The organism is Streptomyces sp. NPDC002886 (assembly GCF_042888445.1).
Lineage (GTDB): Bacteria > Actinomycetota > Actinomycetes > Streptomycetales > Streptomycetaceae > Streptomyces.
Window position 1 is genome coordinate 1,137,220 of sequence record NZ_JBIAPV010000004.1, and the last position, 15,342, is coordinate 1,152,561.

Sequence of the window (15,342 nt, forward strand, 5' to 3'; positions counted from 1 at the left end):
CCGGGAAATCCCTCCGGACACCGTGTCGTGGGGGAACACTGGGCACTCTGACCGAGCCAAGTCGTCGTTGATACGGGGGGCGGCCATGAACAACGCATCGAGCCGCAGCACACAGACCACACCGCAGCGAAAGAACGCATCCATGTGCCAGCACAAGCCAGCATGCCCGACCGCCGACTCCGCCGACAGGGAGGCCGCGCACCCCGTGGCCGTTCACCCGGAACAGGGCTGGAGCCTGCTGTGCAACGGCGTCCTGCTGTTCGAGGACACCGGTGAGCTGCTGCCGGACGGCCAGATCATCGCCCCGAACCGCCCGCTCGCGGCGACGCAGGTGATGAAGGCGGCCTAGCCGACGACGGAAACGAAAGGGGCCGGCCCAGGAGGAAACTCCCGGACCGGCCCCTTCGTCGTGTCACCGCGCCAGTTGAGGCATCAGTTGTCGTACTCGTCCAGCGGCGGGCAGGAGCACACCAGGTTCCGGTCGCCGAAGGCACCGTCGATGCGGCGCACCGGCGGCCAGTACTTCTCCGCGGCCGACACCCCGCCCGGGAAGACGGCCTCGTCGCGGGTGTACGGGTGGTTCCACTCGCCGCCCAGCGCCGCGGCCGTGTGCGGGGAGTTGGCCAGCGGGTTGTCGTCCACCGGCCACTCGCCGCCCGCGACCCGCTCGACCTCGGCGCGGATGGCGATCATCGCGTCGCAGAAGCGGTCGATCTCGGCCAGGTCCTCGGACTCCGTCGGCTCGATCATGAGCGTCCCGGCGACCGGGAAGGACATGGTCGGCGCGTGGAACCCGAAGTCGATCAGGCGCTTGGCGATGTCGTCGATGCTCACGCCGGTCGCCTTCGACAGCGGGCGCATGTCGATGATGCACTCGTGCGCGACCAGGTTGCCCGGGCCGGTGTAGAGCACCGGGTAGTGCGGCTCGAGGCGCTTGGCGATGTAGTTGGCGCCGAGCACCGCAACCTGGGTGGCGCGCTTGAGGCCCTCGCCGCCCATCAGGCGCACGTACGACCAGGAGATCGGCAGGATGCCCGCCGAGCCCCACGGAGCGGCCGAGATCGGGCCGACGCCCGTCTCCGGACCGGCGGTCGGCTGGAGCGGGTGGTTGGGCAGGTACGGGGCCAGGTGCGCCCGGACACCGACCGGACCCACGCCCGGGCCACCGCCGCCGTGCGGGATGCAGAAGGTCTTGTGCAGGTTCAGGTGCGAGACGTCGCCGCCGAAGTGACCCGGCTTGGCCAGGCCCACCAGGGCGTTGAGGTTGGCGCCGTCCACGTAGACCTGGCCGCCGGCGTCGTGCACCTGGGCGCAGATGTCGGCGACGTGCTCCTCGAACACACCGTGCGTGGAGGGGTACGTGATCATCAGTACGGCGAGCTCGTCGCGGTACTGCTCGATCTTGGCGCGCAGGTCGTCCGCGTCCACCTCGCCGTCGTCGGCGGTCTTGACGACGACCACCTTCATGCCGGCCATCACGGCGCTCGCGGCGTTGGTGCCGTGCGCGGAGGACGGGATGAGACAGACGGTGCGCTGCTCGTCGCCGTTCGCCCGGTGGTAGGCGCGGACGGCCAGCAGGCCGGCGAGCTCACCCTGGGAGCCGGCGTTCGGCTGAATGGAGACCTTGTCGTAGCCGGTGACCTCGCAGAGACGTTCCTCCAGCTCGGTGATGAGCGTGAGGTACCCCTCGGCCTGCTCGACCGGGGCGAACGGGTGCATCTGGCCGAATTCGGGCCAGGTGACCGACTCCATTTCGGTGGTCGCGTTGAGCTTCATGGTGCAGGAGCCCAGCGGGATCATGCCGCGGTCCAGCGCGTAGTCCTTGTCCGAGAGCTTGCGCAGGTAGCGCAGCATCGCGGTCTCGGAGCGGTGCTGGTGGAAGACCGGGTGCGTCAGGTACTCGTCCGAGCGCAGCAGGCCCTCGGGCAGCGCCTCGGCGGTGCTCGCGTCCAGCGCCTCGATGTCGGCGGTGACGCCGAAAGCGGCCCAGACGGCCTCGATGTCGGCGCGCAGGGTGGTCTCGTCGCAGGCGATGGAGACGAGGTCGGCATCGACCTGGAAGAGGTTGACGCCACCCTCGCGGGCGGCGGCCACGACCTCTGCGGCCCGGCCCGGAACCCGCACGGTGAGGGTGTCGAAGTACGAGCCGTGCAGCAGCTCGACCCCGCCGGCCGTCAGACCGGCGGCGAGCAGGGCGGCGTAGCGGTGGGTGCGGCGGGCGATCGTCCGCAGCCCGTCCGGGCCGTGGTAGACGGCGTACATGCCGGCCATGACGGCGAGGAGCACCTGCGCGGTGCAGATGTTGCTGGTGGCCTTCTCGCGGCGGATGTGCTGCTCACGGGTCTGCAGCGCCAGGCGGTAGGCCTTGTTGCCGTCCGCGTCCACGGAGACGCCGACGAGGCGGCCGGGCAGCGAGCGGGCGTGCTTGGCCTGGACGGCCATGTAGCCGGCGTGCGGTCCGCCGAAGCCCATCGGGACGCCGAAGCGCTGGGTGGTGCCGACGGCGATGTCGGCGCCCAGCTCGCCCGGGGAGGTCAGCAGCGTCAGGGCGAGCAGGTCGGCGGAGACGGCGACGATGGCGCCGAGCCCGTGCGCCTGCTCGATGACCGGCTTGATCTCCCGCACGGCGCCGGAGGCACCCGGGTACTGGAGCAGCACGCCGTAGACGCCGCGCTCGACGATCTCGGCCGGAATCCCCGCGCTCAGGTCGGCGACGACGACCTCGATGCCGATCGGCTCGGCACGGGTCTGGATCACCGCGATGGTCTGCGGCAGCGCGTCGGCGTCGACCAGGAAGACGTTGCCCTTGGCCTTGCCCACGCGGCGGGCCAGGGTCATGGCCTCGGCGGCCGCCGTGCCCTCGTCGAGCAGGGAGGCGCCGGAGGTCGGCAGGCCGGTCAGCTCGGCGACGACGGTCTGGAAGTTCAGCAGGGCTTCGAGCCGGCCCTGGGAGATCTCCGGCTGGTACGGCGTGTACGCCGTGTACCAGGCCGGGTTCTCCATGACGTTGCGCAGGATCACCGGCGGCGTGAAGGTGCCGTAGTAACCCAGGCCGATCATCGAAGACAGGACCTGGTTGCGGTCGGCGAGCTCACGCAGCTCGGCGAGCACCTCGGCCTCGGTCCGCGCCTCGGGCAGGTTCAGCGCGGCGGTGGTCTTGATCACATCCGGCACCGCGGCTGCGGTGAGCTCGTCCAGCGAGCCGTAGCCCACGTGGGCGAGCATCTTCGCCTGCGCCTCGGCATCCGGGCCGATGTGGCGCTGCTCGAAGGGGATGCCTCGCTCCAGCTGGGAGAGCGGAATGCGGTTGGCGGTCATGTACGGAGGCCTCCTGGTCGTACGACCTGCGAGGGGCACCACGGCGCGGGCACCCGGACGGCCTCCCCCTCTGTCATCACAACCTGAGAGCTTCACCGGGCCGCGCGGGGATCGCCCACGGGGTCCGGCTTTCACCGTCGGTGAGGAGAGGGACCGGCACTGCGCGCCCGGTACCCGCAACCTGCTTTCCAGAGTGGCCTCACCACGTGCGGTACGTATGCCTGAGAGATTCCGGGGAGGATTTGCTCCTTCGGCGCCTCCGTCTCACTCACTCGGAGGACTCTCCCGCACAGGGTCAACAGCCGTCACCCAGCCTACCAGCGAGGATGTGGACGCCTCCCTTCGAGTGGCCCCCTCTCCGGAAATGCACTTTTGTAGTCATTACGGAGGAGTTGCGCCCAAATGGAGGGACCGGACCGTGCAGACCGACATCGATCCCCGCAGCCTGATCGGCCGCAAGGCGTTCGACCGCAATGGCACCAAGATCGGCACCGTCGACGAGGTCTACCTCGACGACGCCACGGGCGTCCCCGAATGGGCCGCCGTACGCACCGGCCTCTTCAGCCGGGACGCCTTCGTCCCGCTGGAGCCCAGCGAGATGGTGGGCGACACCCTGCGCGTTCCCTTCGAACGCTCCCTCATCCGAGACGCCCCCGACTTCGGCGTGGGCCGCCACCTCTCCCCCGAACAGGAGCTCCAGCTCTACCACCACTACGGCCTGGACCTGGCCCTCCCCTCGGACTTCCACCACGACTTCGGCCACACCTCCCCCGACACCCCCTGACCCCACCCCTCCCGCATGTGAGGGGCCAGACCCCGGGCCGTATCCCCCCGCAACGGCACCGCACACCCCAACCGCTCCGGTCCCGGGACCCCGACGCCTGCCCCCCAACGACGCCGCACACCCCCACCAGTCCAGACGCGGGACCCGGGCCTGTCCCGGCCACGCCGCATCCCAACCGGCCCAAACGCGGAACCCGGTCCTAGCCCCCGGCCACGCCACACCCCAACCGGCCCAAACGCGGTGCCCGGGGCCCGACCCCCAGCCACGCCGCCCCCCAACCGGCCCGGGCACGGGGCCCGGGGCCCAAGCCCAGCCACGCCGCACCCCAACCAGTCCAAACACGGGGCCCGGCCTGTCCCCGGCAACGCCGCACCCCAACCGGTCCAGGCACGGGGCCCCGGGGGCTGGCCCCCGGCAACGGCGCCGCACACCCCAAGAGGGTCCGGGCGAAGCCCGGGGAACGGTGGAAGGGCGGGTAGGGGACAGCCCCGCAGGGCCCAACCCCTCCCGCCTCCTCCACACCCGCCCCGCAGCAGGCGCCTGCCGGCGCACGAGCGGCCACCGTCGGGCACCGGCACCGCCGCCCGAGCAGCGACCAAGCCCCGTGCACGGCCAGGCCCACCGGCACGGCCGAATGCCACGACCTCTCAGGCTCGCTCCACAGCCGCCTGGCCCTCGACCTCCAAGACCTGGTCCCCGACCAGCGGCATCGGATCGGACGCCTCCAGCTCAGGATCGTCCACCAGGAAGGTGCGGACCCGCCCCGGCCGGGATCCGGGCTGCTCGAACCGCACGGTCACCCGCCCGACCCCGCTGCCCTGCACCCACCCCGGCCCGTACACGGCATGCCGCACATCACTCCCGGCCGCCCACCGCCGCTCCACCACCCCTTCGACGCCCGACGGCACCCCCACCTCAGATTCGCCGCCCTGCCCCCGCCCGGCGGATTCCCCCTGCCCGGGCCCGACACCCTGCCCCTCCCCGGACGCGCCACCAGGTCCGTCCCCAGCGTCGTCAACCGGTCCCTGCTCGGCGCCCTGCCCCTGCGGGTCAGCCGCATCCGGCCCGTCGCCCTCGCCCGGGGCCCGGCCCGGAACAGCAACCGCCCGATCCCCGTCGGTGCCGGCATCGGGACCCCCGCCCGAGGGCTCAGCCCCGTCGTCGTGCCCCCGGCCCGGGTCCACACCCGGCCCACCCGCCCCAGCCCGCGCAGCCATCGCATCGGCGAAAGCGAACAGGTCCTCCTGCGTGTAGTCCGCCAGCCCCGTCACCCCCACCCCCAGCAGCCGCACCCCACCCGTGGTGTCCACCGCCTCCAGCAGCCGCCCGGCGGCCTCCCGCACCACCGCGGGGTCGTCCGTGGGCCCCCGCAGGGTCTCCGAGCGCGTCAGCGTGGAGAAGTCGTACCGCCGGACCTTGAGCACGATGGTCCGCCCCGAGTGCCCCGACGCCCGCAGCCGCTCCACGCACCGCTCAGCGAGCCGCTGCACCTCGCCCCGGATCCGCACCCGGTCGTGCAGGTCCACGTCGAAGGTGTCCTCCACCGAGACGGACTTGGCGTCGCGCTCGGCGACCACCGGCCGCTCGTCCACGCCCCGCGCCATCCGGTACAGCCCGACCCCGTGCGAGCGCCCCACCATCCGGACCAGTTCGTCCTCACCGGCCTCGGCGAGCTCCCCCACCGTGGTGATCCCGGCCCGCCGCAGGTGCTCCCCCGTGGCCGGCCCCACCCCGGGCAGGGTCCGTACCGACATCGGTGCGAGGTGTGCCCGCTCCGTGCCGACCTCGATCAGCAGCAGCCCGGCCGGCTTGGCCTCCTCGGAGGCGACCTTCGCCAGCATCTTGGACCCCGCGAGCCCCACCGACCCGCTCAACCCGGTCACGGCGGCGATATCGGCCCTCAGCCGCTCGCCCACGGCCCGCGCGGCCTCCGCGTCGAAGGCGACGCCGCCCGCCTCCAGGTCCACGAAGGCCTCGTCCAGGCTCAGCGGCTCCACGAGGGGCGACAGCTCCCTGAGCATCGCCATGACCGTGTCGCTGACCTCGCGGTACAGGCTGAAGCGCGGAACGAGGCACGCGCCGTTCGGGCAGAGCCGCCGCGCCTGGGCCATCGGCATGGCCGAATGCACCCCGAAGCGCCTGGCCTCGTAGGAGGCGGTGGCGACGACCCCGCGCGGCCCGAGTCCGCCGACGATGACGGCCTTGCCCCGCAGGCTCGGCTTCGACGCCTGCTCCACGGAGGCGTAGAAGGCGTCCATGTCCAGGTGCAGGATGGTCGGCGCGGATCTCACGGCTCCGATGCTGCCCTACGCCACTGACAATCGGCCCGACCCGGAACGGGCGAGCCGTACGGCCCGCCCGTCACCGACGTCGTCCGTCTCAGACGGCCCGGTTCCTCCGGGCGGCCAGCTCGTCGGCCGGGTTGTGCCCGACCACCGTCTCGCCCGTGTCCACGCGCTCTCCGTGCAGCTGCGACAGGGCGTTCTCGACGTCGCGCCAGACGACGCCCACGGCGATCCCGAAGATTCCCTGGCCGCCCTGGAGCAGGCTGACCACCTGATCCGGCGAGGTGCACTCGTACACGGTGGCGCCGTCGCTCATCAGCGTCATCCGCTCCAGGTCCGAGAAGCCCCGGTCGCGCAGGTGCTGCACGGCGGTGCGGATGTTCTGCAGCGCCACACCGGTGTCCAGGAAGCGCTTCACGATCTTGAGGACGACCACGTCCCGGAAGCTGTAGAGGCGCTGCGTCCCCGACCCGTACGCGGGCCGCACGGTGGGCTCCACCAGCCCGGTGCGCGCCCAGTAGTCGAGCTGCCGGTACGTGATGCCGGCCGCGGCACACGCCGTCGGCCCCCGGTATCCGACCTGCTCCGGCGCCGTCTCGCCGCCCTGGGGCCCCACCGGCCCCACCGAACCGACCGGCGCGGGCTCCGGCTGACGGCGCGCGGAGTTCACCGCACCACCGTGCAGCGGGTACGGCCCACCGTCACTCCGTGCGGGGATGCCCCCGGTCATACCGTCGCCCGTGACTCTCACGCCGACCCTCCGTCCTTGACCTGCCACCTCGAAGGTAGGCAGTCACCAGGGGTGCGTCAACGATCGCCACACTCGGCACGCCGAGTGATAATCACCCTGAGAGTGGTTTCCCGTACCCCATTGCGGGGAAAGGCTACTCGAATGGGCTGAAATATCCGGGAGGACGGCGCGACCCGCGCCTCACTGCGGGCCGGTGCCGAAGTCCTCTGGCGAGATCTGGTCGAGGAACTCGCGGAACTTCTCCACCTCGTCCTCCTGCTCGTCCGGGATCGCGATGCCGGCGTCGTCGAGCACGCCGTCGCTGCCGAAGATCGGCGTCCCGGTCCGCAGGGCGAGCGCTATGGCATCGGAAGGCCGCGCGCTCACCTCGACCCCGCTGGCGAAGACGAGCTCCGCGTAGAAAACGCCCTCCCGCAGATCCGTGATCCGGACTTGGGTGAGCTCCTCGCCGATCGCCTCCAGCACGTCCTTGAACAGGTCGTGTGTCAGCGGCCGGGCAGGGGCCATGCCCTGCTGCGCGAAGGCAATGGCGGTCGCCTCCCCTGGTCCGATCCAGATGGGGAGGTACCGGTCGCCTCCCACTTCACGCAGGAGCACGATCGGTTGGTTCGAGGGCATTTCCACCCGGACACCCACAACGTCGAGCTCGTTCACACAGCAACCCTAGGACCTGCCCGGCAGGTTTGGGTAGTCGGGCTCCCCCAAGCCTGCCCCGAAGCCCCTCCGAAGTCGGCCGAAGTCGGCCCGAAAACCCCTCGGAATCAGTGCAGCCGAACCCCGAGAGCAGTTTGTACGAGGGCCTCGTGCAGCCGTACGGAGAGCCCCGCGAGCTCCTTCATGGTGGCCTCGGCATGGGCCCTGGTCTGCGGATTGCGGTGCCGGCGCAGTGGCGAGACGACCTGTTCCACCAGACCGGCCTCCCGGTCGGCGGCGGCCTTCATCGCGCGCAGGTGGCGCGGCTCCAGACCGAATCGGCCGAGATCGGCCACCAGACGGGCCACCGTGACCGCCTCGGCGTCGAAACCGCCGCCGGGGGCCTCCGCGATGAGCCCGTACGACTCCCACTCCACAAGCTGGACCTCGTCCACCTCGGCGGCGGCCATCAGCTCGGCCCGGCCCACCCGGGCCACGGTCGGCCGCTCGCGGCCCACCTCGCCGTAGAGGGCGACGGGGCTCGCGGGGTCGACGGACTCCCCGTGCGCCGTGGGCGACGGGATACGGATCTGCTCACCCCGCGCGAGCGCGTCGAGCTGCTCGCGGATGACCTTCAACGGAAGGTAGTGGTCGCGCTGGAGCCGCAGGACGTGTGCCAGTCGCTCCACGTCGTCGGTGCTGAACTTGCGATATCCGGAAGGTGTGCGCCGGGGCTCGACCAGCCCCTCCGCCTCCAGGAAACGGATCTTCGAGATCGTGACGTCGGGGAACTCGTCGCGCAGCATCGTGAGCACCGTTCCGATGCTCACCAGCCGCACGCCCGAGGAGGCCGCGGTGGCGGCGCCGCTCTTGGCGGCACCGCCTGCCGGGATACGCAGCATGGGACCTTCCCTTGAAGGGTCAGTGCCCCCGCAGGCTCGCGTAGAAGACCAGCCGGTACTTGCCGATCTGCACCTCGTCGCCGTTGTTCAGGGCGACGGAGTCGATCGGTTCACGGTTCACGTACGTGCCGTTGAGGCTGCCGACGTCGGAGACGGTGAAACCGTCGTGGCTCCTGCGGAACTCGACATGGCGCCGGGAGACGGTGACGTCGTCCAGGAAGATGTCGCTCTGCGGATGCCGGCCGGCCGTCGTCAGCTCACCGTCCAAGAGGAACCGGCTGCCGGAGTTCGGGCCCCGCCGCACGATCAGCAGAGCGGAACCCGGCGGCAGCGCTTCCACCGCGGCCTGGGCCTCGGGGGACAGCGAGGACGACACGTGCGTCTGTCCCGACACCTCGGCCTCGTAGGCCTCCAGGCCCGAGATCGAGATGGTGGACGTGGTCTCCGAGGCACGCTCCGGCGTCAGACCCGCCCGCAGCGGCGCCCCGCAGTTGGAGCAGAAACGGCTCGCCGCATCGCTGCGGTGCCCGCACCTGCTGCAAATCTGCTCGGCCGACATGGACGGCTCCTCGCGCCGCGGCTGCCCCGCGGAGGCATTGGTGGCATACGGGTCGGGGGCAAACCCTCCACCCGTACTTGAGGTTGATGGTTCACCGAAACCTATGCGTCCGGTACCGGCAGGGTCAACAGCCGACGCGCCGTGCGCGCCCGAAATGTCACCCGCTCCGGCGACCTCGTCGCGGAAGAGCGGCCGGTCGCCCTGCCCTTCCACGTCTCCATGCCCCGCACGGTGCCTGGCCGCACCGCTTTCCTCGCGGTTCTTCTTGCCGAACAACTTCTCAAACAACTTCACGGGCGATTCCCCTTGACCGAAACAGACCCGCCCGTGGGGCAGGACGAACTCCGAATGCAACACCTGCCGACCCGGACATACTTACAACGTCCGTAACCATCAGACAGTTTCCACCACGCACCGCGACTTCGGTGCCTCGACCCCCCGCAGGCATCCGCCCGCGTGAGCCGGTCTCCCGCACCTCCCGCATCACGACGATGACGACCGAGCGTAGTCAGGCTGCTTCGCAGCCCGCAAGGCATCCACGACGATCTTCGCCGGACGTGTGACGCTGACGACGGCCTGCTCCTTCTCCAGCGACTGGACGACGCCACCGGGAATGTTGAGCGCCGGTTCCAGGTCCTGCGGTTTGCCGATCACCTTGAACTCATAGGGCTGTGTGATCTTCTTACCGTCGATCGCGACCCCGTCCTCCTCGTCCGAGAAGTACGAGTCCGCCACGATCCGCACCCCGTTGATCTGGATCGCCTCCGCCCCGGCCGCCCGCAGCTCCTGGAGGGTGTCCAGCAGCTTGTCCGACGACACCTGGCCCTTGGGGTCCGTGATCTTCAGCACGATTCCCGGACCCTGCGCGGCCACCGTACCGGCCAGGATCCCGAGTTGGCGCTCCTTCTCCACGGTCTGCTTCCGGGCCTCCTCGGCCTGGTTGGAGCTGCTCTCCAGCTCTCGCCGCTGGTCGTCGAGCTTCTGCTTCTCGTCCTCCAGCCGCTTGGTCCGCCCGTCCAGCTCGTCGAGGATCCGTACGAGGTCCTCCTGACGGGCACCGCGCAACGCGCTGGAGTCACTGTTCGACCGTACCTGGATGGCCAGACCGAGCCCCAGGACGAACAGAAGCACCGCGACGATCAGTTGGGCCCGGCTCACCCGCGGCGGCCACAACCCGGCCGCCAGCCGCTGCCGGCCGGTCTCCTCGGGTGCTGCCTCGACGGGACCGGCCTGCGCCGCTCCGGGCTGAACGGCTCCGGGCTGAACGGCTCCGGGACCGGGCTCGGGGCCCGCGGGCCCGGCCGTCGGCTCCTCGGGCGGGGTGTCGTTCGTACTCATCGGCCTCACGCCCGGAACACGTGCCGGCGGATGGCCGCGGCGTTGGAGAAGATGCGGATGCCGAGGACGACGACCACACCCGTGGACAGCTGCGAGCCGACGCCCAGCTTGTCGCCGAGGAAGACGATCAGCGCCGCCACGACCACGTTCGACAGGAACGACACCACGAAGACCTTGTCCACGAAGATGCCGTCCAGCATCGCGCGCAGGCCTCCGAACACCGCGTCCAGCGCCGCGACCACGGCGATCGGCAGATAAGGCTCCACCACGGCCGGCACTTCGGGGCGGACGAGAAGTCCGACCACCACTCCGACCACGAGGCCCAGTACCGCGATCACGATGCACCCTTCTGCTGCTCTGCTGCTGTAGCCGTACGTACGGTCAGGCTCGACGCGGCCGGAAGGCGCACCTCGGCCTCGGACGACAAGGTGTAACGGATGCCGTAGTTCTCCTGCAGCACGTGCAGGTACTGGCCGTCCGCGGAGTCCTGGAACGCGGTCCCGAGGCGCTTCTTGTCGCCGATCGCCAGCACTTCGTACGGCGGCACCAGCGGCCTGTTGTCGACCAGTATCGCGTCACCCGCGGCCCGGATCGCCGAGAGCGACGTCAGCCGCTGCCCGTTGATCGAGATCGCTTCCGCCCCCGACTGCCACAGCCCGTTGACGATCTTCTGCATATCGCGGTCGCGGAGCCGCCCGGTGTCGGAGAATCCGGCGCTCTCGCGCGGCGCGGAGCCGTCTCCGGTCGACGAGCCCTTGGCATCGTCCACCGTCAGCTTGACCCCCGGCCCGTGGACCTCGGTGGCGCCGGACAGCAGCGCCACGAGCTGGCCCTGTTCGCCGCCGTGCTGCTTGAGCGCCTCGCGCTGGCGGTCCGCGACGGTGGCACGCAGACGCTCGATGTCCCGCTCCAGACCGTCCGCGTGCGCGTCGGCCCGTTCGACCCGGTCGATGAGTTCCTGACGCTCCTTGGCCAGCACCGGCGCGGTCGCCCGCGCCTGCGCGGCGCCCAGGGTGACGACGCTGGCGGCGAGCACGAGCCCGGCGGCCAGACCCAGCTTGGCCTTGAGGGTCCGCGGCAGGCCGGAGGTGCCCTCGGCCTCGCGCCGGGCCGAAGCCTCCGCGTAGCCCTCGTCGAGGGAGTGGTCCATCACGTGCGTCAGCAGCGACATGGAGGCGTCCGGCCGCGCCGGAGGTACCGAACTGCGGTTGTGGGGCGGCTGCGACATGCCGCACATCGTCGCATGTCGGCGCCGCTCCCACCGAATGCGGACGTCCGGTGGACCGGACGGGACTTACGCCCCGCCCGCTCCACCGGACTTCAGGCCCTACGCCGCTCCGTCGCGGCCTGCGCCCTCACCCGCGGGCGCCTCAGTTCCCGGCGCCGTCCACCACCGCCGCCCAGTCGTCCAGCAGCGCCTGCGCGGACGCGTCGTCGGGTCCCTCGGCCCACAGGTGGGTGACCGCCTCCGCCGGATCCGGCAGCACCAGCGCCCACCGTCCGTCGGCCTCCACGACCCGCACCCCGTCGGTGGTGTCCACCTGCCGGTCCCCGGCCGCCTCCACGACCCGCCGCATGACGAGTCCCTTCACCGCCCACGGGGTCGGCACGTCCCGCTTGAGCACGTGCGCCCGCGGGATCCGGGCATCGATCTGGCTCAGCGTGAGCTGCGTCCGCGCCACCAGCCCGATCAGCTGCACGAAGGCGGCGGAGCCGTCGAAGACGCTGCTGAACTCGGGGACGATGAATCCGCCCCGCCCGTCACCGCCGAAGATGGTGTTCTCCGCCCGGCCCACCCGCGTCAGGTCGTCGGGCGAGGTCGTCGTCCACTCCACCTGGGTCCCGTGGTACGCCGCCACCTGCTCGGCGATCCGGGTCGTGGTCACCGGCAGCGCCACCTTGCCGCTGCGCTTCTCGGCGGCCACCAGGTCGAGCAGCACCAGCAGGGCCCGGTCGTCCTCGATGATCCGGCCGCGCTCGTCCACGAGGGAGATCCGCTCGCCCACCGGGTCGAAGCGCACTCCGAACGCGGCCCGCGAGGACGCCACGATCTCCCCGAGCCGCACCAGTCCGGCCCGGCGGGATTCCGTGCTCTCGGTGGGCCGGGACTCGTCGAGTCCCGGGTTGACGGTGAGGGCGTCCACCCCGAGCCGGCCCAGCAGGCTGGGCAGCACCAGGCCGGCGCTGCCGTTGGAGGCGTCCACGACCACCTTGAGCCCGGAGTCCGCGACCCCGGTGGTGTCCACGCGCCGCAGCAGCGAGCCGGTGTAGGCGTCGAAGACGCTTCCCGGGAACTGCAGGTCACCGATCTCACCGGGGAAGGCCCGCCGGTACTCCTGGCGCGCGTAGACCCGGTCGAGCTTGCGCTGCTGCTGGAGGGAGAGGTCCGCCCCCCGCTCGTCGAGGAACATGATGTCGACGGAGTCGGGCACTCCGGGCGAGGTCCGCAGCACGATCCCGCCGGCGCTGCCGCGCGCGGTCTGCTGCCGCGCCACGGGCAGCGGTACGTTCTCCAGGTCCCGGACGTTGATGGCACTGGCCTGGAGCGCCGAGATCACGGCCCGCTTGAGCGCTCGCGCACCCCGGGAGTGGTCGCGGGCCGTGGTGACCGTCGCCCCCTTCTTCAGGGTCGTCGCATAGGCACCGGCCAGCCGGACCACCAGCTCCGGGGTGATCTCCACGTTGAGGATCCCGGTGACTCCGCGCGCACCGAACAGATGTGCCTGCCCGCGGGACTCCCAGATGACCGAGGTGTTGACGAAGGCGCCCGCCTCGATCGTCTTGAAGGGGTAGACCCGCACGTTCCCCTGGATGATCGATTCCTCGCCGACGAGGCACTCGTCGCCGATGACGGCCCCGTCCTCGATCCGGGCGGCCCGCATGATGTCGGTGTTCTTGCCGATGACACAGCCGCGGAGGTTGCTGTGCGGCCCGATGTACACGTTGTCGTGCACGACGGCCTTGTGTAGGAAGGCACCGCTCTTCACGACCACGTTCGATCCGATGACGGTGTGCTCGCGGATCTCCACCCCGGCCTCGACCTTGGCGTAGTCCCCGATGTACAGCGGCCCGCGCAGCACCGCGTCCGGGCTCACCTCGGCCCCTTCGGCGATCCACACGCCCGGGGAGATCTCGAAGCCGTCCATGTCGACCTGGACCTTGCCCTCGAGCACGTCGGCCTGGGCCTTGACGTAGCTCTCGTGCGTGCCGACGTCCTCCCAGTAGCCCTCGGCGACGTAGCCGTAGATGGGCCGGCCTTCCTTCATCAGCTGCGGGAAGACGTCACCGGACCAGTCGACCGAGACGTCCGCGTCCACGTAGTCGAAGATCTCCGGCTCCATGACGTAGATGCCGGTGTTGATGGTGTCCGAGAACACCTGGCCCCACGTCGGCTTCTCCAGGAAGCGCTCGACCTTGCCTTCCTCGTCCACGATGGTGATGCCGAATTCCAGCGGATTCGGCACGCGGGTGAGGCACACCGTGACGAGGCCGCCCTTCTCCTTGTGGAAACGGATCAGGTCGGTCAGGTCGAAGTCGGTGAGCGCGTCGCCGGAGATGACGAGGAACGTGTCGTCCTTCAGAGCCTCCTCGGCGTTCTTCACGCTGCCGGCGGTCCCGAGTGGCTTCTCCTCGTTGGCATAGGTGAGCTCCATACCGAGCTCCTCGCCGTCACCGAAGTAGTTCCGGACGAGCGACGCCAGGAACTGCACGGTGACCACGGTTTCGCTGAGCCCATGCCGCTTGAGCAGCCTGAGCACGTGCTCCATGATCGGCCGGTTCGCCACCGGCAGGAGCGGCTTGGGCATGCTTGAGGTCATGGGGCGAAGCCGAGTGCCTTCGCCACCAGCCATCACGACGGCCTTCATGTCGGAAGAGTCCTCCTCGAGAGACGGCGTATCGCCGACCTCGCCCGTCCCGGACGGTGACTGCACCATTCCCCCGCGTCAGTCATGCGCCGAGCGAGCTCAATCGGCCGTGGCGTCCGCCTTCACCAGCCGGCGGACTTGTACCACGTAAAGGACTCCTGCCCACCAATAGAGGGTTGTACCCCATCCGGCGAACGCCCATCCGAAAACTGACCCCATCCAGGCCAACCAACCCGACCAGGTGCTCACCAGAAGGAAGGGGAACGCGTACATCAGGTTGAAGGTCGCGGCCTTCCCGAGGAAGTTCACCTGGGGCGGCGGATAGCCGTGCCGGCGCAGGATCCAGACCATGACCAGCAGCATCAGCTCACGCGCGAGCAGCGCCCCGGTGAGCCAGAGCGGCAGAATCTCGCGGTACGTGAGACCGAACAGGGTGGACAGGATGTAGAGCCGGTCCGCGGCGGGATCCAGCAGCCGGCCGAGGCTGCTGATCTGATTCCAGCGCCGGGCCAGCTTCCCGTCCAGGTAGTCGCTGATCCCGCTGAGCATGAGGACGGCAAGAGCCCAGCCGTCGTGCTCGGCCAGGATCAGCCACAGGAACAGAGGCACGCCGGCGAGGCGAGCCATGCTCAGGATGTTCGGAATGGTGAAAATTCGGTCAGTCTGAACCCGAGTCTCCTGGACCTCCACCCGGGGGCCTCCACTGTGACTGTAGAAATGTCGAACGATGCCCCCTGACCCTACAGGAGCCGGTGCACCGGGCCGTAAACGCAGAAAAGCCCCGTACCAGTTCCCTGGTACGGGGCTTTCCACAATGATTGTTCGGCGGCGTCCTACTCTCCCACAGGGTCCCCCCTGCAGTACCATCGGCGCTGAAAGGCTTAGCTTCCGGGTTCGGAATGTAAA

At 70.3% G+C, this 15,342-nt stretch carries 13 protein-coding genes, 1 rRNA gene and 1 riboswitch; of the genes, 2 read left to right on the plus strand and 12 right to left on the minus strand.

The window, feature by feature from the left end; translation table 11 throughout:
- Nucleotides 1-142 precede the first annotated feature (142 nt).
- Entirely contained in the window at nt 143-349 is a 207-nt protein-coding gene (locus ACFYYB_RS23420) for a DUF5999 family protein (protein ID WP_327307846.1), read from the plus strand.
- 83 nt (nt 350-432) lie between these two features.
- Here the strand turns inward: ACFYYB_RS23420 and gcvP are convergent, their stop codons facing one another.
- A complete protein-coding gene (gene gcvP / locus ACFYYB_RS23425; protein ID WP_389437193.1) occupies nt 433-3,318 on the minus strand; it encodes an aminomethyl-transferring glycine dehydrogenase in 2,886 nt (961 codons plus the stop codon).
- Between the two features lie 199 nt (nt 3,319-3,517).
- Nucleotides 3,518-3,616: riboswitch (glycine riboswitch) on the minus strand.
- Between the two features lie 120 nt (nt 3,617-3,736).
- On the opposite strand from gcvP, the gene ACFYYB_RS23430 reads away from it, so the two are divergent.
- Nucleotides 3,737-4,102 (plus strand): PRC-barrel domain-containing protein, encoded by a 366-nt coding sequence (locus tag ACFYYB_RS23430; protein ID WP_389437194.1) that lies wholly within the window; start codon nt 3,737-3,739, stop codon nt 4,100-4,102.
- Between the two features lie 647 nt (nt 4,103-4,749).
- Here ACFYYB_RS23430 and ACFYYB_RS23435 read toward each other — a convergent pair.
- The 11 genes from ACFYYB_RS23435 to rrf form a co-directional block, all read right to left on the minus strand.
- Nucleotides 4,750-6,393: a DNA polymerase IV gene (locus ACFYYB_RS23435; protein ID WP_389437195.1), complete on the minus strand. Its 1,644-nt coding sequence runs from the start codon at nt 6,391-6,393 to the stop codon at nt 4,750-4,752.
- 88 nt (nt 6,394-6,481) lie between these two features.
- Nucleotides 6,482-7,138: a MerR family transcriptional regulator gene (locus ACFYYB_RS23440; protein ID WP_389437196.1), complete on the minus strand. Its 657-nt coding sequence runs from the start codon at nt 7,136-7,138 to the stop codon at nt 6,482-6,484.
- 180 nt (nt 7,139-7,318) lie between these two features.
- The gene (locus ACFYYB_RS23445; protein WP_327307841.1) at nt 7,319-7,792 is read right to left on the minus strand and encodes a bifunctional nuclease family protein; all 474 of its coding nucleotides are present in this window, start codon (nt 7,790-7,792) and stop codon (nt 7,319-7,321) included.
- Nucleotides 7,793-7,899: 107 nt separating this feature from the next.
- Nucleotides 7,900-8,673 (minus strand): MerR family transcriptional regulator, encoded by a 774-nt coding sequence (locus ACFYYB_RS23450; protein WP_389437197.1) that lies wholly within the window; start codon nt 8,671-8,673, stop codon nt 7,900-7,902.
- A 19-nt stretch (nt 8,674-8,692) separates the two neighbouring features.
- Nucleotides 8,693-9,232, minus strand: a complete 540-nt coding sequence (locus ACFYYB_RS23455; RefSeq protein WP_389437198.1) for an FHA domain-containing protein — start codon at nt 9,230-9,232, stop codon at nt 8,693-8,695.
- A 483-nt stretch (nt 9,233-9,715) separates the two neighbouring features.
- Nucleotides 9,716-10,570: a DUF881 domain-containing protein gene (locus ACFYYB_RS23460; protein ID WP_389437199.1), complete on the minus strand. Its 855-nt coding sequence runs from the start codon at nt 10,568-10,570 to the stop codon at nt 9,716-9,718.
- A gap of 5 nt (nt 10,571-10,575) precedes the next feature.
- Entirely contained in the window at nt 10,576-10,908 is a 333-nt protein-coding gene (locus ACFYYB_RS23465) for a small basic family protein (RefSeq protein WP_112452698.1), read from the minus strand.
- Nucleotides 10,905-11,807, minus strand: coding sequence for a DUF881 domain-containing protein (locus tag ACFYYB_RS23470; protein ID WP_389437200.1), 903 nt, complete (start codon nt 11,805-11,807; stop codon nt 10,905-10,907). The genes ACFYYB_RS23465 and ACFYYB_RS23470 overlap by 4 nt, the downstream gene beginning before the upstream one ends.
- A 133-nt stretch (nt 11,808-11,940) precedes the next feature.
- Complete coding sequence (locus ACFYYB_RS23475) at nt 11,941-14,436, minus strand: mannose-1-phosphate guanyltransferase (RefSeq protein WP_327307837.1); 2,496 nt, start codon at nt 14,434-14,436, stop codon at nt 11,941-11,943.
- 99 nt (nt 14,437-14,535) lie between these two features.
- A complete protein-coding gene (locus tag ACFYYB_RS23480) occupies nt 14,536-15,126 on the minus strand; it encodes a CDP-alcohol phosphatidyltransferase family protein (RefSeq protein ID WP_250745186.1) in 591 nt (196 codons plus the stop codon).
- A 130-nt stretch (nt 15,127-15,256) separates the two neighbouring features.
- Nucleotides 15,257-15,342, minus strand: a 5S ribosomal RNA gene (rrf, locus tag ACFYYB_RS23485); the annotation flags it as partial.